The following is a 23,828-nucleotide window of genomic DNA, read 5'->3' as shown; positions in this document are numbered from 1 at the left end:
AACAAAACGTACACTCATTTTATATAAAAGATATTCTATGATCTGGTAGATTCACTTGTACCTAGTCTCATATTAACAGATTCTATCGCAGAAATTAAACAGATTTGTGCCTAATTTATATTATTAAGGCTTGTCCACGATCAGTGGCATAACAAAAAGCCACGGACACCTGCTGTCCGTGACTTTTCTTCATTTTAGATCACTATATCACGTCGTAAGTTTCGCATACACCAGGAAGAACAACATGTCTTCACCCATGATGACATAACCCGGAACCCGGTAGACCAGATCCACGAGGACAAATGCCACAAGCAACCCTACCATCACCGCCAGATGACGTGGCCGGAGTCGTAGATGTGCAAGTCTGTACCGATGGAACACAAGGGAGGTCGACAGGAAGTACAGCAGCACGGATCCAAACACAAACCCGATCATGAACACATAGTTTAGTTGATTTTGATATAACAGCTGAATGGACGCAGCAATCATACTCATGGAGATGTAGATGAACAGATGGCCGTATATGATCGCTTGCCCGGCAGTCTGAATCTCTTTGCTGACCTTTTTCTCCACGTTATCGAAGTACTGCCACCACATCGCAATGACAAAGATGGCTGTAAAAGCGGCAAACAGGATGGATTTCATATCCCAATGATCGGCTTGCAGCACAGCGATAATGCTTACCACCGATTCACCCAGCAGGATGAGTGTAAAGAGCGCGAAACGTTCCAACAAGTGATGGGTTTGAACCGGTACTTTCACCAGATTTTTACGTCCGATCAGCGGCAGCACAATATCCACGGCAATCCCCACATACAAAATCAAGTAGCGCAGCCAGGAATCGAAGAATAATGAGCCCGATGAGATCAATATTCCAATGAGGAAACAGATGCCCAAGTACCGGGCTGCTTTCTGCTGATACTCGCTTTTCGACTTGTGAACCGTCAGATACTGAATGGCCGTAAACGCCCGTGAACCGATATAACCTACGAAGAAGGACAGGTAGTACTGGTCAAAATGGGTAGAGAGACTCGCCGTCATGACCATTACGGACAGGAGCTGAAGGATGAGGAATATTCTATGGATCAGGATGTCTTGACCATAGCGGTTAATAAACAAGGTCTGACCAACCCATGCCCACCAAACAGGGATGAAAATGAGTACAAACTTCATTAAGTATTCAAACGTAATTACTCCGTGTTCGGCATGTAACAAGACATGACCCGCTTTGGAGACTGCTGCTACAAAGAGCAGATCGTAGAACAGCTCCAGCCAGGTAACCTTTTTCTCCATCATCCTTCGTTGCTCCTCTATTTTATAGTAATAGAACTCTTATTATTTCGCAGTTGGAGCAGGCACCAGCGTTCTTACCACGATCGGTTGCAGATTGTCCTCGATTTGAGGGCGGTATTTCTCGAACCACTCTGGCAGCATCAATTTTTGCCCAAGCGAATCAGCAGGTTCATCTTTGGCAAAGCCCGGAGGATCTGTAGCAATTTCGAACAGAATGCCACCCGCTTCTCTGAAGTAGATTGCGTTAAAGTACTGACGATCCCGAACTGGAGTCGGTTGATACCCGTAATCGCGTACAGCTTCACTCCACTGTGCATGCTCCTCATCGTCTTTGGCGCGCCATGCAATATGGTGCACAGTTCCTGCGCCGCCCATCCCCAAAGCCATGCGGGTCACTGGAACATCTACAACATTACCGATATCCCCGCTTGACCGGAAACGCACATACTCTTCATTTTCACTGACTCTGACGAATCCTAAGATTTTCTCAAGGGCATCCATCGTTCTTTGCGGATTAACACTGAACAGGACAGCACCACCGAAGCCTTTGATCGCTTGATCTGTTGGAATTCCTTCGTGTGCCCAAGTGCTGTTTGCTCCCTCTTCCCGTTCTACAAGCTCAAGCCGCAGGCCTTCGCTATCTTCGAATTGAAGCAGCTCTTCATTGAAGCGAGTTGTTTTGGTTACCTCAATGTTATACTGTTCCAGCCGATTCTGCCAGAAGCCAATCGACCCAGGAGGAATGACATAGGAAGTGATGCCGACCTGACCTCCGCCAATTTTGCCTCGTGGTGATCCAGCTGATGGGAAGAAGGTAATGATGGTACCCGGGCTTCCATGTTCGTCTCCAAAGTACAGATGATATACATCAGGTGCATCGAAGTTGATTGTTTTTTTCACGAGACGAAGTCCCAGAACTCCGGCATAAAAATCAACGTTGGCCTGTGGATCTCCTGCGAAAGCTGTAATATGGTGAATACCTGCTGTTTGAATAGTCATGATTAATTCCTCCTTGGTTTGGTAAGCATGTTTTTCAATTTGGTAGGTGTTAGAGATCATTTGATAAATGGGATAGTTTAGATCGTTGATTCATTTATAGTAATTTGTATTATCTTTAAATTAAGATATATATTATGGCGAATGATATGCTAATTTTTATTTTGATTGGCCTGTTCTTGTTTCAATTTATCAGGAGTCACGTCATCGCCGTTTGGATCATAGATGGTTGCATTCAGCAGAATGTCGTTGACCGAACCACGAAAAGTTTGCAGATATTCCTGGCGAAGACGAACCTGTTCCTCTTTCTCCATCTCCGTCAATCCGCCCTCTTTGGCTTTTCTTGAAAGTTCGTTTATTCTGGTCAATGTTGGGATCATCATCTTGATCGCTCCTCATGTAATGGATTAAAGATATTTGGTTTGTTTTTGGTTGTTATTTATATTCAAATTAAATATCTTAAGTTAAAGATAAATGATTTGTGATTCGTTGTCAACTGTTTTATCTAAACTAAAATAAATGAACTTGCTCCCCCACCTTACATCATGTTGCTTTAACTAAAAATCGAAACAAAAAGAGATAGCTCTCGCAATATCACAACCATTGCTGAACTATCCCTACATGTATTCATTTCATTAGCCCAGCTTTTGACCACAGTTTGGACAGAAGTTGGCTCCTTCATTTTTGGCTCCACAGTTCGGACAGAAGTTAGGCTTCTTGTTGCCCTCTGTAGAGGAAGAGTTACCTGAATCACCGTTGTTATTGCCCGCTGGCTTCTGGTCGGCGTTCTGATTCTGAGACGAATTGGCATTATTGTTCTGGTTCATGTTCTTCATCATTTCATTGGCCATGTTCATGCCCATCATCATGCCCGCCATATCCGAAGCTGCGCCGCCGCCCTGTACTTTACCGGATGAGATGCCGTCTGTCATGCTGACCTGCTGATACTTTTGCAGATTACCAATCATCTCATGCGAAGCGGTCTTCGTAATCATATCCTGAATCTCTTTCGGATAATTGAAGCTCATCACCTGGAAACCGGTAATCCCAATGCCGATGTCCATCATCTGCATATCCAGATCTTCCTGAATCCCTTTGGCAATATCGGATGCATTGGCTTGCAGGTTGAACATATCCTTCCCTTCACGGCTGATCCACTTCATTAGAAGCTGATCCAGCACGGAAGTAATTCGGATTTTGACATCCTCCACCAGATAACTCTGCTTGATGCCTGCAATCTTATCAATCAGGGTCACATAGTCACTCACTTTGAAGTTAAATGTTCCGTTGGCCCGGATCGGCATCCCGCCCGGCAGTTGTGGTGTCGGAATCAATACGGGGCTTTGCGTGCCCCACCGCACAGTGAACTCTTTGGTATTTACAAACAATACCTCGACCCGCATGCCGCTGTTGAATCCGAATTTGAATCCTTTTAAGGTCGAAAGAAACGGAATGATCTCGGAATCGATATTAAACGATCCTTCGTCCTCGAAAATCCCTTCCACTTTACCGTTATTCAGGAAGATCGCGTCCTGACCCGAACGGATGATAAGTTTACTGCCCTTCTTGATCTCCCGGTTGCTCCACTTCCAAAATATCATGTCATCTCTGAACTCTTCCCATTCCACCACATTCGAAAATTGATTTTTGAAAAATCCCATATTCGTTCCCATCCCTTCTATTTAACGTACTCCGATTACTCCTTTATTAAAACGACCCTCTACTTCCACTGTGCGAATGACCGCCTCGCGATGTACCTCCACCGCCTCCGCCACCATTGTTATTGTTCTTCTCAATTTTGCGCTTGGTTACGGTCGTACGGATATATCGATCCTGACGATCAATCACACTGGAATTGCTTGAATCCTCATAAGTCGCACGATTGACCGTGACACGCCCCCCGGAACGATAAGTCATCATGCCAACAACAATACCGCCCAGTACTACGGAGACTCCCAACTGAAACCAGCCGTTGAACAAAATGTTGTTCGGATTCACACCGGGTTCGTACCCCATATATTTGTAAGAGAGCTCAATATATTTCTCAAATGCGAGTTTATAATTCCCACTGGATAACTCGGAGGTAATCCGGTTACGGATAGAATCGAGCCGCTGATCACTCAAATATTCTTTTGCCTTATAAAATCCAGCCAAATACACTTCGCGATTATTCATATCCATCGTCAATATGACGGCATTGCCAAATTTCTTGTCGTACCCTAGCCCCTGCTTATCATAAAAATCTTCAGTTAGGAGCATGACATCCTGATTCTCTATATTATTTGTTGTCAAAATAACAAAGTCCGTCTGCCGTTCCGCACCATACTGATTCGCAAGTAGGTTCAGTTCACTTTTCTCCTGCTCACTCAGCAGGTTTGCTTCATCGTAGATGAGGTTTTTGCTCTCCGCTGCGGATGCCGATGAGATGGGAATCAACGGAGCAACAAGCGTGATCATAAGTAAAATGAGCGTAGCCATCACGGCGAGAGGGGTTCTTTTTCTCATAAGAATCCACCTCCCATCATCCAGGAAACCAGTTTCAGTGACAACAACGAAACCGCGGATACCCCTGCGAACCATCCGGCCACTTTCGCTTTGCTGATCGGCGGTTTGCCGACCACCTTACCTGTCTGTCCATTCATGGCAAACGTATACTGTGCCCGATTGTAGTCATAATTGACCATCCATACCGGGAGCAGCACATAGTCTGCATTTTTGAGCGTGGTATCAATCTGTTTGTCCGTGTAGCTCACGCTGCTATAACCAGATACGGTTGAAGCAATATAAGAATCAATATAAGATCTCGTCTTATCTTTGGCACGTGGGAAAAGTTCCTCGTCCGTATAACTATATTTTTCCGCAATGTACCCCGCCAGATACGGGGTCTTGAAGGATTTCAGCTGATTATATGGAAAAGGCTCCAGCTTATCCATCAGTTCATCCTTCATTTTCTCCGAGGCATCAATGGGCAGGTTCACGTAATTCAGCCGAATTCTGCGGTATATATCGAAATGCTGTGTTTCGGTGTAATGGTAGTCGCCCTGGGTGTAGGATCTGACCTTGGTGCCACGACCATGCACTTCGATCTTGTTATGTAACTCGTACAACCAAAACGGCACGTACATGCCCGTAATGCTCTGAATTCGATCGGCGGACATGAATCCACTTGGCGTTAACAGGCCGTTTTTGCACCACTTTTTGAAAGCCTGCTTGGCTTGATCCTTGTTGATCGAAAAGGGAATCACCATCGCTGGGGCCAGATTGCCCGTCAGCCGATCACTGAGTACAACCGCCGCACCACAGAAACTGCATGTCGTCGCACTGGTCTCCGGCTCCGTGACAATGTCAGCTCCGCAGCTGTTACAGTGGTATTCTTTGACCTCATGTTCCGTGAACACTTGTCTCTTCAAAGGATCTGGGATCTGCTCTATGTTGTCCTGGCGGCCACAGCTGGGACAGGATAATGCCCCTGACACACTGTCAAAGATCATGCCACTGCCGCAGTTGGGACACTTATATTCAATAACCGGCATCTGCTCACCTCAATGTTAACGAAATATGATTCTAATTGACCCTGTATAACTTCGCTGGCAGAACAACCTTCCGATCGCTCTTAAGGGCGAAGTGTCTGGTTCCGATGCAGCTTTCTTTCAGAAAGCTTTTAGCTCTGCTTCTTCAGCTTTTCCTGAATCGCTGCGAGTTCTTCCTCCGCACTTGGCGACGCATGTTCATTATTACCCGCATCCGCGTTCATGTCTCTCTCCAATTGGGCAATTAATTCATCCAGATCATCTTCCTGTGCCCCGGCGCGGAGTTCTGCCAAAGCCTCTGCTTCATTCAACGCCTGGTTCGCTTTGTCTTCCATGGCCTTCAATGCAGATTCGGCTCTGCCCGCAGATACATTCCGTTCGTTGGCCTGTTGCTGTGCCTTCGCATCTGCCATGCGACCTTTCAGTTCTGCATGACGCGCCTCCAATTGCCCCAAATCTGCAACGAGCTTATCATTCATATGCTTCATCATCTTGCCTTTCGCTGAAGCCCGTTCATAGGCAGCCTGTAATTCGTGTAATTTGTCCGTCAGCTTCACTTTCTTCTCCAGAAAATCACGTGCCTTGTCTTCGTCTCCCGACTCTGCCGACTTCTCTGCGTACCGCTGCAATTTCTTAACCTCGGCACTGCACTCATCCAATGCTCGCTTCGCCCGGCTTGCATCAGACAACACCGCCGTCGTCTCCGCTTTTACCTGCCCCAGATCACTGCTCAGACTGCGCATATACTCATTCACGCTCTTCTCCGGGTCTTCCGCCCGCGATAGCATATGGTTCACATTGGCCTTCATCACGTCTCTAAACCTCGATAAGATTCCCATTACGTGTTCCTCCTCCGAAAAGTTCATATGTATACTATAATACATGAATAAGGCGACATACGTTTCACATTTCACGTTGGCAAGTGGAGTCCATATGATGCAAATCCCTATCTAATCTACGGTTCAATCGGAAGGCACTCCACTGCTGTGAAGAACACATCCAATAGTTCAACGTGATACGTCGTGCGGACGTATTCTTCGATCTCGGCTAACTCTTCTTCCCGCTGATACTCCAGACATGGACGGCCTTCACTCCACAGCGTCCTGCACGGGAACTTTCCGACAACATCCTTAATGATGTGATCTGGCTCAGCTACTTTATGAATGTCTCCCATTTAAAACTCCTCATTTCTCTATATTTATCGTGGGCAATTATGCATTAATTTTTAAATAGTTAACGAATCGATTCAGTGCACTTCATCACAGTTCACCAGAGAGCGATGGCCACATACCACACAGGCATTTGGCACACCTAACTGTGACCTGTCCCACCATAGGTGCCATTCCCTCGCAAGTTGGCTATAATAAGGGGATCAAAGTTTTCTATAAAGGCAGGAAAAATATGCGTACACGAGTCCACTTTATTGCTCCCTATGAATCGATGATTCCTATTATACAAGAGTGCATTCCCCGCTTTCCCCAGTTAGCCATTCAGACGGACGTGGGAGACTTGGCAAACGGTGTGGAATTAGCGACTCAAGCGGAGAAAAACGGTGCAGAGATTATCATCAGCCGCGGCGGAACCGCCCAATTGATTAAAAAAGCCGTGACCATTCCCGTCATCGATGTGCAGTTATCGGGTTATGATATGATTCGTTCCCTTACCCTGGCAAGCCAGTTTAACGGTCAGACGGCCATCGTGGGCTTCTCCAATATCACCTCTGGTGCACAGTCCATTATTGATCTGATGGATCTGCCCCTCAAGGTCTATACCATACATAGCTCGGAAGATGTGGCACGATTGCTCTTGGAGTTGAAAGCTTCCGGTTACCGCCAGATTGTCGGAGATGTGATCACCGTCAACACCGCGAAAACTTATGGTCTGGAGGGATTGTTAATCCAATCTGGCCAGGAATCCATCCTTAGAGCGTTGGAGGACGCGCAGTTGGTCTATCGTTATTTGAGCAAAAATCATGCGATATCGATCATCCTGAATGACCTGGTTACACAGGAACATCCGAATTTGCTTATTTTAAATGAACGGAATGAAGTCGTGTTCGAGAACCTGACCGATTTTGTGAAAAATCCGCTGACCGATAATCACCTTTATCTGACCAACACCAGTCTGGAATTCCATCAATCCCAGATCCAAAATGTGTTCATGGTGGACGATTATCAGCTCACGGTCAACGCCTATGAAACGACCCTGGACAACAAGAATTACAAGGTATATATGCTGGAAAAAGGACAACCCTATGCCTTTGCACAATTCGGCATAACAACGTTCACGGACGCATCGATGGAGCCCATCGTTGCCGAATCCCCTGCCATGCAGATGGTATTGAAGAACATTCGAGCACTCTATGAGAATCATGAACCGATCTATCTGCTCGGTGAAGCGGATTCCGGTAAATCTTTTCTGGTCAAACATATTCATCAGATGTACTCCGGTGGTGGACTTTTATTACAGATTGATCTCTCGCAAGTGCCTTCCGGTCATTTGCACAAGATACCACTCGCCAAAGTTCGAAATGTAGAGATTAACCACATGGAAACACGCATGGAAGATCCGGAGTTGCTCTCCTTTATCCAGAGCTGCCTTCACAGCCAGATTGGGGTGTTTATACTCGGGGAGCAGACATTGACCCCTCTTTGGTCACTTGATCTGGAGCTTAATACGATCATGATGCCTAATCTTGCCGATAGACCAGAGGATCTGGCTCCATTAATGCAGCATTTCCTTACGGGGTACTACCAGAAATACGGAACCACTGCGGTGAGAATAAAAGAAGATGCACTACAGCTGATCCAGGAACAGATCACACATATGAATGTCAACCAGCTGAAACATCTGATTAAACAGGCTGCGCTCAATGAACAGGAATATGTAATCACCACGACTACCTTATCCCGCTTGCTCGATCAGCAACCTTCTTCAAGTCCAATGAAGTTGAACGGTACGCTGAAGGAGATCGAGAAAGAAGTGATCCAGTTCGTGCTTCAGGAGGAAAATAACAATCAATCGAAGGCCGCAGAGCGCCTGGGGATTAACCGGGCCACACTATGGCGTAAACTTAAAGATTAACTTTAAGTTTGCGTCTTTTTTATCGCCTTGATGTGTTGCATTTTTAAACAATTTAACAAAAACTTTAAATTTACAATAATTAATTGTTGCTATATTAAACGATATGGGATAACATAATCCCTGCAAGCGCTTCATAAAAACGATTACTTCATAAGGAGCTACTACTATGAATATTAAAGCAACTTTAGATCGCATCCCTGGCGGTATGATGGTCGTTCCCCTGTTACTTGGTGCAACCATTAATACATTCTTCCCGAGTGCCCTGCGCATCGGTGGATTCACGGAAGCCCTCTTCGTTAACAGTGCGAGTACGTTGATTGCGCTGTTCCTGTTAATTGCCGGTACGCAGATTACGTTCAAAACGGCAGGTTCTTCTGTCGGCAAAGGTTTAACCTTGCTTACGTTCAAATGGGTGATTGGTGCAGGTCTTGGTTTTATCGCTATTTTGTTTGCGGATTCAAGCGGTTTATTTCTGGGTCTGGCCCCACTTGCCATTATCGCTGCGATGACCAACTCCAACGGTGGTCTGTACATCGCACTCGCTGGTCAATACGGTAAAGAAGATGATAAGGCAGCTTACCCGTTCCTCGCGCTCAGTGATGGTCCGTTTCTGACCATGGTAGCGCTCTCGATCTTTGGTGCAATGGGCTTTGCAAACGGCATGTTCTCCCCTATGGCCTTTGTCGCGGTATTGCTTCCGCTGATTGTTGGTGTCATTATTGGTAATCTGGACCGTAATCTGGGGGATTGGCTGTACAAAGGCAGTGATAAACTTGTTCCGTTCTTTGCCTTCTCCCTGGGTATGGGAATCAACTTCTCATCCATCATCCAAGGTGGACTTGGTGGTATTCTGCTTGGTGTTCTGACCGTGCTTCTCACAGGCGGAATCGGATACCTGTTGTTCAAAGCCATTGGCTGGAATCCTATCGTTGGTGCTTCCGAAGGTTCAACAGCCGGGAATGCGGTAGGTACACCTGCTGCCATTGTGGCTGCTAATGCTTCATTTGGCCCGATTGCCGAGATTGCTACTGTGCAAATTGCGGCGAGCGTTGTAACGACAGCTATCCTGTTACCGATCTTCATCGGTTTCCTCTCCAAACGACTGGAGAAGTCAGGTGGAGTCGAGAAATACAATCAACGACCAACCACATAAATGGTTATCACCTGATCCGAAATGCTTAATCTGTGCTATTTAAAGATCTGACGGACTTATTATGAAATTTTGCTTACAAGGAGGGATGACTGCATGAAATTAGCTATTATTGCAGATGATTTGACCGGTGCCAATGACAGCGGGGTGCAGCTTGCCCGTCATGGCTTGAAGACCAGTGTTCTTTTTAATATGAATGAAGAACCTCTTACACATTACGATGCTGTCGTCTTTGATACAGATAGTCGTTCCATATCCCCGCAGGAAGCGTATGACCGTGTATATCGGGCTGCTAAACTGCTGACGAACAATGGATTTGAGACGATTTTCAAAAAAATGGACTCCACCATGCGCGGCAATATCGGCATTGAGATTGATGCTGTATATGATGTCGTGAAGCCGGACTTTATGATGATTGCTCCGGGTTATCCCAAAAATAACCGGACGATATTGGAAGGAATTCATTACCTGAACGGCGTTCCGCTGGCCGATACTGAAATTGCCCATGATCCGAAGACACCTGTTACGATTTCCTACCTTCCGGACTTGTTGAAACAACAGACCAAGTACGAAGTTGGCGTGATCACCGTCGCAGATCTGGAAGCCGGGCAGAATCATATTCGTACCAAGCTGGAACAGTTGAAAACAAATAACATTCCGTATGTGATGGTGGACTCCACCGAAGAACGCCATCTGGAACTCATTTTACAGATGACCCGCGAGTTGGAGTATACCTTTACTTGGGCAGGTTCGGCGGGTATCGCCAATTACCTCCCCGCGCATTACGCGTTGGAATCCAAGGCTGCTTCACTTGATATCCCGGAGAATTCCGGTCCAATCCTCACAGTAGTAGGCAGCGTGAACAAAAACTCCCGTGAGCAGCTGCATCGCTTGATGCGCAAGTCCCGCGTGGCTTCCGTCTCCTTCCATTCCTTCAAGGCAGTATCCGCAACCGCAGACCGCGCGGAAGAGATGGAACGTGTCTATAATGAGGTCCGAGACAAAGCGCTGGCAGGACAAGATGTTGTCCTCTACTCCACCGCTGAACAAGTGGATATTGAACTGGCACGGGCAACGGGCGAAATTCGCGGTCTCAATCACACGGAAGTCAGCAACCAAATTGTACTCTCGATGGGTGAGATCTGTGCCAGACTGCTGGAAGAGGGACTTTTCAAAGGGGTATCCATGACTGGCGGCGATACGGCAAAACAAATCTGTCTGAAATGGAATATTAGCGGCTTCGAGCTGCTGGATGAGCTTGAAATCGGCGTGCCGATCTCCAAGTTTATAGGCATTGATGATCTGCATGTGATTACCAAAGCAGGCGGATTCGGTAAACCCGATGTCTTTATCCATGCGATTCAAAAATTAAAAGGGGGTATTCTCGTATGAAACCTACAATCGGAATTACAATGGGCGACGCAGCAGGTATCGGACCGGAGATTATTATGAAAGCACTGGGTCACCAAGAGATGTATGATCAGTGCAACCCACTCGTGATTGGTGATGCGAAGATTCTGGAGCGCGTGCTGCCGGTTATCGGATCAACGCTGAACGTCCATGCTATTCAAGAGCCTTCCGAAGCCAAATACGAATTCGGTACTGTAGATGTGATCGATCTGAATCTCGTTCCAGCGGATCTGGAATACGGTAAAGTATCTGCCGTAGCTGGGGATGCAGCATTCCAATTTCTCGCCAAAGCCATTGATCTTGCCAAAAAGCAGCAGATTCACTCCATCTGCACGGCGCCTTTGAACAAAGAAGCTCTGCACCAGGGCGGGCACCTGTATCCGGGGCATACCGAGATTCTGGCGGATCTGACGGATACGCAGGACTTCTCAATGATGCTGACGACGCCGAACCTGCGCGTTATTCACCTGACTACACACATGGGTCTGATCGATGCCATTGCAAGTATCAACCCGGAAAGAACCTATACCGTCGTGAAGCTTGCTCATGATACGCTGAAAAAAGCAGGCTTTGAGAATCCGCGCGTAGCCGTATGCGGAATCAATCCTCATGCCGGAGAGAACGGCTTGTTCGGTAATGGAGAAGAAGAAGAGAAACTGCAGCCCGGCATTGAGCGTGCGCAGCAGGAAGGCATTAACGTCGTTGGTCCACTGCCAGCGGACACACTCTTCTTCCGCGCTGGTCGCGGTGACTTCGATATCGTTGTTGCCTGCTACCACGACCAAGGCCATGCACCGATCAAGGTAATGGGTATCGAGGAAGGTGTGAACATCACCGTCGGTCTGAAAGGTGGCATCATCCGTACGTCTGTCGACCACGGTACAGCCTTTGATATCGCTGGCAAAAATATCGCCGATGATAAAAGTATGCTGGCTGCCATCCGCTCTGCCATTGAGCTGGCGCCGAAGAATCTGGTGTAATTGGCGTTTCACATAGCAGCATTCACCTTATCTACATGCAGCTTTATAGACGAGAAAAATAGGCAAACCCACTCTTCATTAGAGGGTTTGCCTTTCTGCATGTCACCATACATACCTGTCTCAAGGGAACATGCACTTATCTTCATCATCGTATCTAACTCAACCCTTTAAGCAAAAATCCAACTTAGAATAATAATTCCCAGCCAGATGAAAAAAGAAGCTCCACAAGCAATAATTTCATAGAAATGAATCTGAAACAACCTGTACGCGCCCTGTTCGGTTTGGCCCAGTCCCAAAAAATCACAATGCTGATTAATATAGATCAGTCCGCAAGCAACGGTTAAACCCGATAGTATAAAGGTAGATGCAGGTAAACTCATGACATAGCGCGGATTACCCCCAGTCTCCAAACTGAGCTCCCACCCGAACCATTTTGTAATCAGAAACGTCAGCACAATAATTAGAAACACAAGAAGCCCTAAGCTGAAAGGGTGTTGCCTGTAATCGATCAGACGCATAGAGGTCTGCATGAATTGACTTTGAGGCTTCAAATCCTCCTCTTGCTCCTTCAGATCTCCCCTGTCATCATTCAGAATGTAGAAGAATGAGAAGGTAATCATGCCGACAAATATGCTGATCTGCAGCATACGTAAAGCCACACCGAGATGAAAGACCGCGATAACTGCATGGATGATTAAGAGAAATAAAATTATTTTGCCACCCACAGCCTCTCGTTTTTTCCACATTCGGTTCACGAAGCGCTGCGTAGGCGTCCTCTCATCCTGTATTTCTTGAACTTCGTCCTTCGTTCGAGTCTCTCGCTTCCGTTTATGCTGAATCATACTATAAGCGAACATCATCAAGCATAGTCCGATTGCCAAGAGAACCCATGCTGATCCAGGGTAGATATCATAGGAATCGACCGTCTCCACAATCCATAGTCCATCCAAAATAACGATAAAAATACCTAACATAAGTATATAAGGTGCTGATTTATAAATGATTCATCTTCACTCCTTTGTTGCATGTTATAGGCATTATGGGAAGTGATTATTTTTTACCCTGATGGAGATAGCAATGAATCTTGTATGATATGTTATGCTAGACTGAATAGAAATCAGTGAAATCCGAAGTTACACGCATACAATGTTGCAATAATGCAGTACAGATTTTATAGATAAAAAGGAAGAGATTTCTGATGGGTAGAAAACAATCATTTACTGAAACAGAATTGCTGGATATGACCAAAAAACTAGTGCTTGAGCACGGCTATGATGGCTTTCATCTCAAACTGCTCTCTCAGCATCTATCTGGAGCCCGAAGCACGATATATCAGTATTACTCTAATAAAGAAGAGATTGTTGCTGCTTGTATGAAGCGTGTAATAGCAACCGTGTTGGAGAATTCATTAGCCGTTGATGAGACTGATCCCATGGATGCTCTTGAGCAGCTGCTTCTGATTTACGCAGAAGAATCGACGCTCCATCAACTTCTGGGAGATGCAAGCAAAATTAATACAACTACTTCTTCCGCAGCAGCGAGAGATCTCGAATTTATTGAGGAAGCACATACAACCCTTAAAATTCAATTATCACGCTTGTTTGAACGTGCACAACAGAATCAATCCCTGCGGCAAGATATCCCTCTACCTGTACTTGTTGGTGTTTTCTTCAACTTAATCAATACACCTAACATGCTGAATATCCCTACGCCTGATTGGGGGAAACTGTTGTTTCAAATGTGGATTGGAGGAGCCAAGAGCTAACGGTGTTCTTGGATTTAATTTGACACATGTGTCATTTATATCGTTTAATGAGGAGGACTGCGCGGTCGCACATCTAATTTGACACAAGTGTCAAAAAAAGAGAGAAGGAGTTGAGAAGGTCATGTTTCTAGCGATGAAGGAATTAATGCATAACAAAATGAAGTTTTTGATGATTATCATTATTTTTGTACTCATGGCTTGGTTGGTATTTATTTTATCCGGTCTGGGGAACGGTTTATCTACACTAGCTGCGTCAACATTCAAGACCATGAAGGCTGATTATGTCATCTTTGAAGAAGGGTCACAGTCTTCTATGAGCAAGTCGCTGCTGTCAGATCAATTGGTTGCGAAGGCAGAACAACTGCCACATGTGGATGCTGCTGCACCCATGGGAAGTACGATGGCAACAGCAATGAAAGAAGCCAGTACCAAGAATGAAGATAAAATGGATATCGCGATTATCGGAATTAACCCGGGCAGCTTCCTGGAACCAGCTATTGTAGAAGGTGAAAGCCTGTCTTCCGACAATCCTACGGGTGTCGTGGTGAATTCGACAATGAAAGATGAGGGCTATCACATCGGGGACACCTTCCAACTGGATGGAACAACAGAATCATTAACGATTATCGGATATGTAGAGAATCAGACGTATAACCACGTTGCGTCCGTATTTACCCCAATGACCGAATGGCGGAAGATTGCCTTCGCGGCTCCAGGTTCAGATAAAGGAATTGCCGGACCGGTTAATGCGATCATGTTACAAGGAAAGAATATCGATTCAGAAGTTATAAATAAAGAATTATCCAGTGCTGATACAGTTACCCGGGCCGAAGCTGTGCAAGGTATGCCAGGGTACAAAGAAGAGAACGGTACTATTCTAATGATGCTTGCATTTCTACTTGCCATCTCCGCATTTGTGCTTGGCGTATTCTTTTATGTCATTACGATGCAAAAGACCAATCAGTTCGGCATTATGAAAGCAATTGGTGCCAGTAACAGGTTCTTGGGCAAAACCATTATATCGCAAGTGTTTGTACTTTCGTTGACTAGCATTGTTATTGGGATCTTGCTGACTTATGGGACAGCAGCGATCATGCCAAAAGGTATGCCATTCAAGTTGGAAACCAGTCTTGTCTTCACGTATTCCATTATATTGTTAGTTATCGCCATGTTAAGTTCGATGGTTTCTGTTCGTAAAATTACAAAGATTGATCCGCTCAAAGCGCTCGGGAGGGTTGAATAATGGTTAAGGGACTGCAAATGAAAGAAGTCACCATGTATTATGCCGAAGGAAACCATCGAATCATGGCACTCGATCATGTATCCATATCAGTGGAGCCGGGAGAGTTTGTTGCTGTGGTTGGACCTTCCGGTTCTGGTAAAAGTACGTTCTTATCTATTGCCGGAGCAATGCTAAAAGCCTCCGAAGGAGATGTTCAACTGAATGGAAATAATATCTCTACGCTTACGGAGAAAGAGCTATCTAATATAAGGCTGCAAGAAGTTGGATTTATTATGCAATCTTCAAATTTGGTTCCCTATTTAAATGTTCTTGATCAATTGTTAGTCGTAAAACGAATGTCCGGAAAGGTTAAAAGGGAGGATAACGAATTTGCCTCTAAGCTGTTAGAGGAACTGGGGCTCGGATTGAAGTTAAAAAGTTTTCCAGAAGAGCTATCTGGTGGTGAGAAGCAACGGACAGCCATTGCTCGTGCTTTAATGAATAATCCCAACATCATTTTGGCCGATGAACCGACCGCAAGCCTGGATACCAAACGAGCTCATGAAGTGGTCAGTCTAATCGCGCACGAGGTGAAATCACGCCGAAAAGCGGCCATTATGGTTACCCATGATGAGCGTATGCTTGAATATTGCGATAAAGTATATCGGATGAATGATGGAGGATTGTCGCTAGCTGAATCATAAATATATGGACCCATCAATATTCTTGTTCTTTTCTATTCTATATAGAGCTTCTATCCAGAAAAGTAACATGTGAATTATCATTTTAGGTCTGTCCATCACTCACCTCATCCCGCTCACTCTGGGCACCGAAGTGGGTCGGGTCTCTCACCCACAAGCATCACTTCACGCTCCCTCTGCAAATGTCTGCTTCGACGATATGCACTTGGTGACATTCCGTTCTGTTTGTTGAAGATGCGATTGAACTGGGAGAAGCTTGTGAACCCACACTGTGCAGCAATATCTGTGATTTTCTCACTCGAATTCAACAGCATTTGCTGGGCATTCCGAATACGGGTCATTTGCACATACTCCGTGAAGGTGAAGCCGGTTACCTTATTGAATTGGCGAGACAAGTGATGGGCACTTACATAAAAGCGCCTGGATACCTCATCCAGCGATAAATCCTGCTGATAATGACCGTGAATATAGGATGCAATGGCATACATGCGTCGGGACATCGATGATCCTGTCTCTTCACGCACATACCCGTTCTCTGCCGAGTAACGATGAATGGCACACAGAAACTCCACAAACTTGCTATGAATCATAACCGATTGAAGTGCAGAAGACTGCTGCGATATAGTGAAAATATCATTGATCGGCGCAAGGACTTCCTTGCGTCTTTCTTCTGTAAATCTGAATATCGGGATAGGTTCGTCAAAGATCGAAAATAACTCCGTGTAATCGTTCTCAAGACCAGGTGTATTGCGTGGAATGGCAAAGGTGATCATCAACCGTTTTGGCGGGGAACCCTTCGGATATTGCGTTTTATGTAGCAAAGAAGGTCGCAGCAGAACGATATCATAAGGTTGAATCTCGTACAAACTGCCTTCAATGATGTGGGCAGCCGTGCGATCCAGAAGAATACAGATTTCATAGAAATCATGGAAATGCTGAAACTCCATATTTAGATCATAAGAACGCTCGTCATAATCCAGATGATAAAAAAGCGAATCTCCAGGCTGGTTCACATGGACCGCATATCCCTGCTCGTATGCCAAAACCGATTGTGTCATGAACATGCCCCCATCCTGGTTCTAATGAGTTTATTTTAGCATGAAATGCAATAAAAATACGTTGTTTTCAGCATACAATACGTAGTTTCGCCCATTTCTCTTTTGTTATGATAAAGTTGATATGTTAGCGCTTGCAAAATTTTCGCTCCATTAATGACTACAGCCTGTACTTACTACAAACCAAGGTGGGAAACCAACATGAAAATGAATTCCTTGTATACTCGAATCCATACCATTGTTAAACACTTGGAACGTGCACGACTAACCTCAAAGACATATATCCCTGAGCTTTATCATAAAGAAAGTGGTTACCACTCCTGGGAACTGGTGCATGAGGACCCGTCCTCCTGGAACGTATTTCGTAAAGGTGATGGCTGGGGCGGTAAAGACGTACACAGCTGCTTCAAAACCCGGATTCGCATCCCGGATCATCTGGAAGGAAAAAAGGTCGTTTGTACCATCGTCACTGGTGCTGATGACATCTGGAATTACGATAATCCGCAATTTCTGGCATTCCTCAATGGAGAACTCATCTGCGGTCTGGATGTGAATCATACGGAGATCGACCTGACATCCGCTGCGGCAAAAGGTGATGAATTCGAACTGGCATTATATGCGTATTGCAGTACGTCTGCCGCGGATGTTTTTCTGAATGTATATATCGCCGAGCATCATCAGCAAGTCTCCGATTTATATTACGATCTCAAGGCTGCGCTGGATGCTGCGGATCTGCTGCGTGAGGATGATCTGGAGCGGCTGAAGTTGGTCGAACATCTGAATAAAGCCGTGAATCTGCTGGATTTGCGTCAGGAGAACAGCGCAGAATTCCATGCGTCGGTGCTGGAAGCGCGCCGATATCTGCAAGATCATGTCTATGGTGATATCCGCCCTGCCGGTGATCACATCCCTACCGTGCACTGTATCGGGCACACACATATCGATGTGGCATGGCTATGGACGCTGGACCAGACCCGGGAGAAGGTCATTCGCAGCTTCGCGAGTGTACTATACTTGATGGACAAGTTCCCAGAGTATACTTTCATGTCTTCTCAGCCCCAGCTGTATGCATACCTGAAAGCAGACTACCCGTCCCTCTATGAGAAAATCAAGGAAAAGGTGGCCGAAGGCCGCTGGGAAGCAGAAGGTTCCATGTGGCTGGAAGCCGATTGTAACCTGATTTCGGGTGAATCCATGATCCGTCAGATTATCTACGGCAAACGTTTCTTCAAGGAAGAGTTCGGCGTGGAGAACCGTGTGCTCTGGTTGCCGGATGTATTTGGTTATAGTGCAGCGATGCCGCAGATTATGCGCAAGAGCGGTATTGATTATTTTATGACCACCAAAATTGCCTGGAATGATACCAACCAGATTCCGAATGACACGATGTACTGGAGAGGTATTGACGGCTCTGAAGTTCTAACCCATTTCATCACAGCGACTGACTATGACAAACATCCCGATTTCAGACAACGTCGCTTCGAAACGACTTATAATGGACGATTCAACGCCTCCCAAGTAAAAGGCACTTGGCAGCGATACCAGAACAAAAACATCAATGCAGATGTCCTGCAATGTTTCGGATTCGGGGATGGCGGCGGCGGACCAACCGAAGAGATGTTGGAGCATGGCAGACGACTGGATGTCGGATTGCCGGGTGTACCTGCGGTGAAACGTACGTTTGTACGAGAGTTCTTCGAGAAGCTGGAGCAAAACCTGGCGAATGTTCCATCCGTTCCCCGCTGGTCGGGCGAGCTGTATCTGGAATACCACCGGGGGACCTACACATCCATGGCGCGCAATAAACGGTATAACCGTCATAGTGAATTTGCACTGGCCGATGCAGAGCTGTATGCCATGATTCATCGCGAGGCGAATGCACAGGCGGCCTATCCAACCGATGCACTGGAGCATGCATGGAAGCTGACGATGCTGAACCAGTTCCATGATATTCTCCCGGGCAGCTCCATTGAGCAGGTGTATGTGGATTCCCAGGAGCAATATGAAGAGGTGCTGCGTGTTACGGATGAACTGAAAGACAGCGCACTGAACGGCATTGCCAGCCGAATTACATCTGATGGCGAAGCCATTGTCGTATTCAACACCACCGGATTCGGTCGGACGGATGTGGTTGAACTGCCTGCTTTTGCAAGAAAAGTAACCGTCTACGATGGGGATCACCCTGTACCAAGCCAGCGAACTCCCGAAGGCGGACTTGTGTTCCTTGCAGAGAACGTGCCTGCATCTGGATATAAATCGTTCCGAATTACACCGGATCTGACAGACGAACTTGTCGCGGGCGTATCGGTTGCACAGTGGGAAGCAGATCAGCGCTACATCCATACACCTTGGTACGATATTCAGCTGAATGAAAGTGCCGAATTCACATCCGTATGGGACAAGCTGGAGGGTCGTGAGCTGCTTCAGTCGGGCAAGCGCGGCAACGTGCTGCAAGTGTTCGAGGATCGACCTGCGGAATACGAGGCATGGAACATTGACGATTATTATGAACAGCATATGTGGGAGATTAGCGACCTGCAGTCGTTGGAGTGGGTTGAAAGCGGGCCGGTGCGTTCCGTGCTTCAAGTGAAGCGACAGTTCCTGGACTCTGTTATTGAGCAAACGATCATCTTCTACTCGCATACACGCCGGATTGATTTCCGTACGTTTGTGGACTGGAAGCAAGAACATTTACTGCTGAAAGCCGCCTTCCCGCTGGATATCTGGAGTGAAAAAGCAGTCTACGAAATCCAGTACGGTAACGTTGAGCGAGCTACCCACCGTAATACCAGCTGGGATCAAGCCCGGTTTGAAGTATGCGGACAGAAGTGGGCCGATCTGGCGGAGAACGGATACGGTGCGGCTCTGCTGAACGACTGCAAATACGGATACGATATTCATAATTCGGTGATGCGACTGTCCCTGATCAAGAGCGCAACGTACCCGAATGAAAATGCCGACAAAGAGCAGCACGTATTCACCTACGCGCTCTATCCGCATCAGGGCGATTTCCGCGAAGGACGTGTCATCCAAGCCGCGTATGATCTCAACCGCCCTTTGATAGCCCGTGAGATTACATCGCAAACCGGTACGTTGCCGGGAACATGGTCGCTCGCATCGGTAGATCAGGATAATGTCGTGCTGGAGGTTATCAAAAAAGCCGAGAACAACGATGATATGATCATCCGTGTCTACGAAGCACATGGCCGCCGCAGCCGTGCTTCCCTGCAATTGCCTGAGGGAGCAGGTATTACGGCGTACGCGTGTGATTTGCTTGAAAATAACGAAGCGGAATGCATCGTGGAAAATGATCGGATTTCTTTTAATATTAAGCCGTATGAGATTCTAACTTTCCGGATTCCGAGAGCATAGCGGGCACATTTACTTTCTAAGTATGTAGCTGTAGCCTTTGATTTCAAGGGGTGCTTCTTGTCATTACTGACAAGGGCACTCTTTTTCTTTTTTACTACGATGACAGAACAACCTTCCAATCGCTGTTACCCCAGATTTTTTGAGAGAATTACAAAACACCCCTTGAATATCACCGGTAGCGCCAGAGGCTTTACCATGTTTATTCACAGGGGGGTTCTGATTACAGATGTTAGATTGATATAGCAACCAACTTAACCAACGGTGACGTTGGTTTTAGAATTCTTCGTACTCACTCGGGTCCTGATCCCACAACCGTCCATCCGGACGATTAAATGCAGAGATGACCTGCATCTCTTCTGTGCTCAACTCGAAATCGAATATATCGATATTTTCCTGCTGATGCTGCAAGGAACCTGCCTTTGGAATGGGAATGGAACCCAGCTGAACATGCCAGCGCAGAATGATCTGGGTTGGCGTTTTGCCATGGATTTCGGCGATTCGAAGATTGCTCTCATCCTTTAGAATATCCTGTACGGCATCATTGCCACGTCCAATCGGACTCCATGACTCATTCACAATGCCATGCTTAGCGTCCTGCTCCCGCTGACCTACTTGGTCAAAGAACGGATGCAACTCAATCTGATTCAGACTCGGTGCGACACCCGTTTCCTTAATCAGGCGTTCATTATGCTCAGGCAGGAAATTGCTTACTCCAATGGATCGGATATATCCGCGTTTTTTGGCTTCAATCAGCGCTTGCCATGCCTCAACATACATGTCCTTCTTTGGATTGGGCCAGTGAATCAGATACAGATCGTAATAATCCAGATCCGCTCTGTACAGGGATTCCTGGATCGCGACGAGTGCTTTATCCTGAGCGTGATAACGTCCCGGCAGCTTCGAGGTAATGAGCAGTTCTTCTCTGGCGATGGAGCTTTGCTTGATTGCTCTGCCCACCGTTGCCTCATTCTCATAGTTATACGCCGTATCAATCAATCGATAACCCGCATCCATGGCAGACGCAATCGATTTAACGCCTTCTTCACCTTTTAAACTATAGGTACCAAATCCAATTGCAGGTACTTTCAAGCCATCATTCAACGTGTATTCCGGGATATGATTCATTCGAGAACTCTCCTTTGCCAAAAGGTTAGATTATCGTTCCGAGATTAGACTGTTAGAAATTGATCGTCCTCTCGTTATTCTACCCCTTCACCCGGCTTGAATCAATGTGCACCCCTTTACACCTACGCTCTGTCCAATGAGACTTCAACTCAGTGGACTTATCTCAGACATATAGACCTATTTGCCATCTCCTATAATTAAATCTGTGATGATGTCTAACTGTTTCTCTACCGCAATAGGGTCACTTGGAAGGAATTGATCAAAATTAATGGAGTACACATGACCCGCTTTCCAAGCTGGTGAGGCATCAATCAACTTTTGCACATCCTTGAGCTTGTCCTCAGCTCCCTCATTCACGGCAAGGAATAGACGGTCACCAATAAATTCGGGAATCACCTCGGTGGACACTTCCCACGTTTCGCCATGAATGACGTCCGACTCTACCTTGGCTGCTGGCTTCAGTCCAAGATATTTATAAATAATGTTGCCCCCCATATTGCCATCTCCGTATACAAAAAGAGCATCTGGACGCACGTTTAATATAGAGAACGTTTCATCTGTACGAACATAAGGACTGATTTTTGCTTTGTACGCTGCGATTTTGGCTGTAAACTTCTCATTCCACTGCTTCGCTTCTTCCTGTTTTCCGAGAATATCCCCAAACATCTCTATATCTTTGATGGGTTCATTGTTCTGCTCGATCACAATGGTTGGCGCAATCTTACTCAGCGCTTCATATCCGCCCTCCGTGAGCTCGGCAAATGTAGGCGTTGTGACAATCAAGTCGGGTTGCAGGGATAAAATCTTCTCCGCATCCGGCGGAACGCCAACATCGGTAATCCCTGTTTTGTCGCTAATATGTGGATTATCTAAAATATATGTTGTTGTGCCAACCGGCTTCACTCCAAGCGCAATCAACTCACCCAAGTGATAAAAGCTGACGACTCGCTGTGGATTCACAGGAATCTCGGTTTCGCCTTTCAAATGTTGATATATCCGCGTTTCCGCAGCTTCGCTGTCTGTAGCTACAGTAGTTGTCGTATCTGATGAAGCTGGCTGGGAAGCCGCTGCTTCTGGAGTACTGCTTGTCTGGCATGCACTTAGAAGCAAGGATGTACATAATAACATCATCGCCCCAAAGGCTGGTCTTGAAAATCTAAACATGGATGTGTCCCCTTCCCCAATCCGTTGATAATAAGTCTCATTCTCATTATGAGAACCGGAGTCAGGGGTTACAATAGACGATTCTAACCAGCGTAATGGATTATACTGAACCTGAATCTTTTGCCGATGTTCCGCACGAAACTGAAGCGGCGATAAGCCGGTATGCTTTTTGAACAAACGACTGAAATAATACATATCCGCATACCCCACGTTACTCGCGATTTCCTGGATACGGGCTTCGGACCTAAGAAGGTACTGCTTCGCTCTGTGAACGCGCACATGAATGAGATATTCGATGGGTCCCAATCCAATCTGGTTCTTGAACAAACGGGACAGGTAGCTGGTGCTGCAATGGTATCTCTGGGCTAATTCTTCGGCTGTAATTGGTTCACTATAGTGATCGTGAATGTAGTGGATTGCCTCAGTGACGATATTGGGTCTGCTGCTTTCCTTTTTGGCCGATGTCTGGATCTGTTGGCGCATAATCTCGTACACCAATGGGAGAAAGGCCGATTGTGCCTGTAGCTTGTCTATGGGGGCAGACTCTTGCCACAGACGACTCATGGCTTCACACTTTTCCTGAATAGGAAGTAACGCATTCGGAGCAAACCCATACGTCACTTGGAAGCTCTTCCGATCTTCCGGCGATGTACACTCGGCTATATATAAGAGCAAATAACAGGCAAAATCCTGATCCAACGGTATCATACTTAGCTCAGCATCTGCTCCCCCATGCAATATGTAAGGTGAACGGGTCTGATACACCTCTCCTGATATACTTATCCTAGCCTCTCCATGCGTAGTAATTAAGAAAAAGCTATTTTCCGCCACATCGTGATCAGGGACCGTTCCTTGCTCCGCACGATAGTACCGAATATCCAGTAATCTAACGGCCGTTCGACTCCAGTGTTCGATATGAGCTTCCCAATCCATACACGTTCCTCCTACTTCTACGTTCTTAAAATATGCCTATTATATCAC

General features: G+C 46.2%; 20 protein-coding genes. 8 read left to right on the top strand and 12 right to left on the bottom strand.

From position 1 onward, the window contains the following. Positions 1–207: 207 nt before the first annotated feature. The 8 genes from ACE3K2_RS22815 to ACE3K2_RS22780 form a co-directional block, all read right to left on the bottom strand. The gene (locus ACE3K2_RS22815) at positions 208–1,296 is read right to left on the bottom strand and encodes a low temperature requirement protein A (protein WP_421895401.1); all 1,089 of its coding nucleotides are present in this window, start codon (positions 1,294–1,296) and stop codon (positions 208–210) included. A 39-nt stretch (positions 1,297–1,335) separates the two neighbouring features. Then, the gene (locus ACE3K2_RS22810) at positions 1,336–2,292 is read right to left on the bottom strand and encodes a ring-cleaving dioxygenase (protein WP_421895398.1); all 957 of its coding nucleotides are present in this window, start codon (positions 2,290–2,292) and stop codon (positions 1,336–1,338) included. A 149-nt stretch (positions 2,293–2,441) separates the two neighbouring features. Next, positions 2,442–2,669, bottom strand: coding sequence for a DUF896 domain-containing protein (locus ACE3K2_RS22805; protein WP_074096683.1), 228 nt, complete (start codon positions 2,667–2,669; stop codon positions 2,442–2,444). A 255-nt stretch (positions 2,670–2,924) separates the two neighbouring features. Next, entirely contained in the window at positions 2,925–3,950 is a 1,026-nt protein-coding gene (locus ACE3K2_RS22800; protein ID WP_421895395.1) for an SPFH domain-containing protein, read from the bottom strand. A gap of 46 nt (positions 3,951–3,996) precedes the next feature. Next, on the bottom strand, positions 3,997–4,794 hold the full coding sequence (locus ACE3K2_RS22795; RefSeq protein WP_421895392.1) for a TPM domain-containing protein: 798 nt from the start codon (positions 4,792–4,794) through the stop codon (positions 3,997–3,999). Next, positions 4,791–5,822, bottom strand: a complete 1,032-nt coding sequence (locus tag ACE3K2_RS22790) for a TFIIB-type zinc ribbon-containing protein (RefSeq protein ID WP_421895389.1) — start codon at positions 5,820–5,822, stop codon at positions 4,791–4,793. Before ACE3K2_RS22790 ends, ACE3K2_RS22795 begins: the two co-directional genes overlap by 4 nt. Before the next feature lie 128 nt (positions 5,823–5,950). Continuing rightward, positions 5,951–6,658 carry a PspA/IM30 family protein gene (locus tag ACE3K2_RS22785; protein ID WP_421895386.1) on the bottom strand — a complete coding sequence of 236 codons (708 nt, stop codon included), beginning with the start codon at positions 6,656–6,658 and terminating at the stop codon, positions 5,951–5,953. A 116-nt stretch (positions 6,659–6,774) separates the two neighbouring features. Then, the gene (locus ACE3K2_RS22780; RefSeq protein ID WP_421895383.1) at positions 6,775–6,993 is read right to left on the bottom strand and encodes a hypothetical protein; all 219 of its coding nucleotides are present in this window, start codon (positions 6,991–6,993) and stop codon (positions 6,775–6,777) included. A 227-nt stretch (positions 6,994–7,220) separates the two neighbouring features. Between ACE3K2_RS22780 and ACE3K2_RS22775 the strand changes: the two genes are divergently transcribed. The 4 genes from ACE3K2_RS22775 to pdxA all read left to right on the top strand — a co-directional run bounded on the left by ACE3K2_RS22775 (position 7,221) and on the right by pdxA (position 12,443). Next, positions 7,221–8,903, top strand: coding sequence for a PrpR N-terminal domain-containing protein (locus ACE3K2_RS22775; RefSeq protein WP_421895381.1), 1,683 nt, complete (start codon positions 7,221–7,223; stop codon positions 8,901–8,903). Positions 8,904–9,069: 166 nt separating this feature from the next. Continuing rightward, positions 9,070–10,056 (top strand): 2-keto-3-deoxygluconate permease, encoded by a 987-nt coding sequence (locus ACE3K2_RS22770; RefSeq protein ID WP_253429090.1) that lies wholly within the window; start codon positions 9,070–9,072, stop codon positions 10,054–10,056. A gap of 93 nt (positions 10,057–10,149) precedes the next feature. Beyond that, positions 10,150–11,445 (top strand): four-carbon acid sugar kinase family protein, encoded by a 1,296-nt coding sequence (locus ACE3K2_RS22765; RefSeq protein WP_421895377.1) that lies wholly within the window; start codon positions 10,150–10,152, stop codon positions 11,443–11,445. After that, the gene (pdxA, locus tag ACE3K2_RS22760) at positions 11,442–12,443 is read left to right on the top strand and encodes a 4-hydroxythreonine-4-phosphate dehydrogenase PdxA (RefSeq protein WP_421895374.1); all 1,002 of its coding nucleotides are present in this window, start codon (positions 11,442–11,444) and stop codon (positions 12,441–12,443) included. Before ACE3K2_RS22765 ends, pdxA begins: the two co-directional genes overlap by 4 nt. A 167-nt stretch (positions 12,444–12,610) precedes the next feature. Here pdxA and ACE3K2_RS22755 read toward each other — a convergent pair whose 3' ends face one another. Next, positions 12,611–13,417, bottom strand: coding sequence for a hypothetical protein (locus ACE3K2_RS22755; protein WP_421895371.1), 807 nt, complete (start codon positions 13,415–13,417; stop codon positions 12,611–12,613). A 224-nt stretch (positions 13,418–13,641) separates the two neighbouring features. Here ACE3K2_RS22755 and ACE3K2_RS22750 point away from each other — a divergent pair, with 224 nt between their 5' ends. The 3 genes from ACE3K2_RS22750 to ACE3K2_RS22740 all read left to right on the top strand — a co-directional run bounded on the left by ACE3K2_RS22750 (position 13,642) and on the right by ACE3K2_RS22740 (position 16,134). Further along, a complete protein-coding gene (locus tag ACE3K2_RS22750) occupies positions 13,642–14,208 on the top strand; it encodes a TetR/AcrR family transcriptional regulator (protein ID WP_421895368.1) in 567 nt (188 codons plus the stop codon). A gap of 121 nt (positions 14,209–14,329) precedes the next feature. After that, positions 14,330–15,451, top strand: a complete 1,122-nt coding sequence (locus tag ACE3K2_RS22745) for an ABC transporter permease (protein ID WP_421895365.1) — start codon at positions 14,330–14,332, stop codon at positions 15,449–15,451. After that, positions 15,451–16,134, top strand: a complete 684-nt coding sequence (locus tag ACE3K2_RS22740; RefSeq protein ID WP_421895362.1) for an ABC transporter ATP-binding protein — start codon at positions 15,451–15,453, stop codon at positions 16,132–16,134. Before ACE3K2_RS22745 ends, ACE3K2_RS22740 begins: the two co-directional genes overlap by 1 nt. Positions 16,135–16,247: 113 nt before the next feature. Here the strand turns inward: ACE3K2_RS22740 and ACE3K2_RS22735 are convergent, their stop codons facing one another. Beyond that, complete coding sequence (locus ACE3K2_RS22735) at positions 16,248–17,189, bottom strand: helix-turn-helix domain-containing protein (RefSeq protein ID WP_421895359.1); 942 nt, start codon at positions 17,187–17,189, stop codon at positions 16,248–16,250. Between the two features lie 198 nt (positions 17,190–17,387). Between ACE3K2_RS22735 and ACE3K2_RS22730 the strand changes: the two genes are divergently transcribed. After that, positions 17,388–20,558, top strand: coding sequence for an alpha-mannosidase (locus ACE3K2_RS22730; RefSeq protein WP_421895356.1), 3,171 nt, complete (start codon positions 17,388–17,390; stop codon positions 20,556–20,558). 273 nt (positions 20,559–20,831) lie between these two features. On the opposite strand, the gene ACE3K2_RS22725 is transcribed toward ACE3K2_RS22730, so the two are convergent. Continuing rightward, on the bottom strand, positions 20,832–21,683 hold the full coding sequence (locus ACE3K2_RS22725) for an aldo/keto reductase (protein ID WP_421895353.1): 852 nt from the start codon (positions 21,681–21,683) through the stop codon (positions 20,832–20,834). 177 nt (positions 21,684–21,860) lie between these two features. Next, positions 21,861–23,780 (bottom strand): helix-turn-helix domain-containing protein, encoded by a 1,920-nt coding sequence (locus tag ACE3K2_RS22720; protein ID WP_421895350.1) that lies wholly within the window; start codon positions 23,778–23,780, stop codon positions 21,861–21,863. Positions 23,781–23,828: the final 48 nt, after the last annotated feature.

The sequence above is a fragment of the Paenibacillus sp. genome, assembly GCF_048976745.1.
Lineage (GTDB): Bacteria > Bacillota > Bacilli > Paenibacillales > Paenibacillaceae > Paenibacillus.
Note: the sequence above shows the minus strand (reverse complement) of the source record. Positions and strands in the feature narration are given on the sequence as shown.

Coding starts and splice junctions, on each gene's coding strand:
- ACE3K2_RS22815 (WP_421895401.1), bottom strand. CDS start 1,296: ATGATGGAGAAAAAGGTTACCTGGCTGGAGCTGTTCTACGATCTGCTC.
- ACE3K2_RS22810 (WP_421895398.1), bottom strand. CDS start 2,292: ATGACTATTCAAACAGCAGGTATTCACCATATTACAGCTTTCGCAGGA.
- ACE3K2_RS22805 (WP_074096683.1), bottom strand. CDS start 2,669: ATGATCCCAACATTGACCAGAATAAACGAACTTTCAAGAAAAGCCAAA.
- ACE3K2_RS22800 (WP_421895395.1), bottom strand. CDS start 3,950: ATGGGATTTTTCAAAAATCAATTTTCGAATGTGGTGGAATGGGAAGAG.
- ACE3K2_RS22795 (WP_421895392.1), bottom strand. CDS start 4,794: ATGAGAAAAAGAACCCCTCTCGCCGTGATGGCTACGCTCATTTTACTT.
- ACE3K2_RS22790 (WP_421895389.1), bottom strand. CDS start 5,822: ATGCCGGTTATTGAATATAAGTGTCCCAACTGCGGCAGTGGCATGATC.
- ACE3K2_RS22785 (WP_421895386.1), bottom strand. CDS start 6,658: ATGGGAATCTTATCGAGGTTTAGAGACGTGATGAAGGCCAATGTGAAC.
- ACE3K2_RS22780 (WP_421895383.1), bottom strand. CDS start 6,993: ATGGGAGACATTCATAAAGTAGCTGAGCCAGATCACATCATTAAGGAT.
- ACE3K2_RS22775 (WP_421895381.1), top strand. CDS start 7,221: ATGCGTACACGAGTCCACTTTATTGCTCCCTATGAATCGATGATTCCT.
- ACE3K2_RS22770 (WP_253429090.1), top strand. CDS start 9,070: ATGAATATTAAAGCAACTTTAGATCGCATCCCTGGCGGTATGATGGTC.
- ACE3K2_RS22765 (WP_421895377.1), top strand. CDS start 10,150: ATGAAATTAGCTATTATTGCAGATGATTTGACCGGTGCCAATGACAGC.
- pdxA (WP_421895374.1), top strand. CDS start 11,442: ATGAAACCTACAATCGGAATTACAATGGGCGACGCAGCAGGTATCGGA.
- ACE3K2_RS22755 (WP_421895371.1), bottom strand. CDS start 13,417: ATGTTAGGTATTTTTATCGTTATTTTGGATGGACTATGGATTGTGGAG.
- ACE3K2_RS22750 (WP_421895368.1), top strand. CDS start 13,642: ATGGGTAGAAAACAATCATTTACTGAAACAGAATTGCTGGATATGACC.
- ACE3K2_RS22745 (WP_421895365.1), top strand. CDS start 14,330: ATGTTTCTAGCGATGAAGGAATTAATGCATAACAAAATGAAGTTTTTG.
- ACE3K2_RS22740 (WP_421895362.1), top strand. CDS start 15,451: ATGGTTAAGGGACTGCAAATGAAAGAAGTCACCATGTATTATGCCGAA.
- ACE3K2_RS22735 (WP_421895359.1), bottom strand. CDS start 17,189: ATGACACAATCGGTTTTGGCATACGAGCAGGGATATGCGGTCCATGTG.
- ACE3K2_RS22730 (WP_421895356.1), top strand. CDS start 17,388: ATGAAAATGAATTCCTTGTATACTCGAATCCATACCATTGTTAAACAC.
- ACE3K2_RS22725 (WP_421895353.1), bottom strand. CDS start 21,683: ATGAATCATATCCCGGAATACACGTTGAATGATGGCTTGAAAGTACCT.
- ACE3K2_RS22720 (WP_421895350.1), bottom strand. CDS start 23,780: ATGGATTGGGAAGCTCATATCGAACACTGGAGTCGAACGGCCGTTAGA.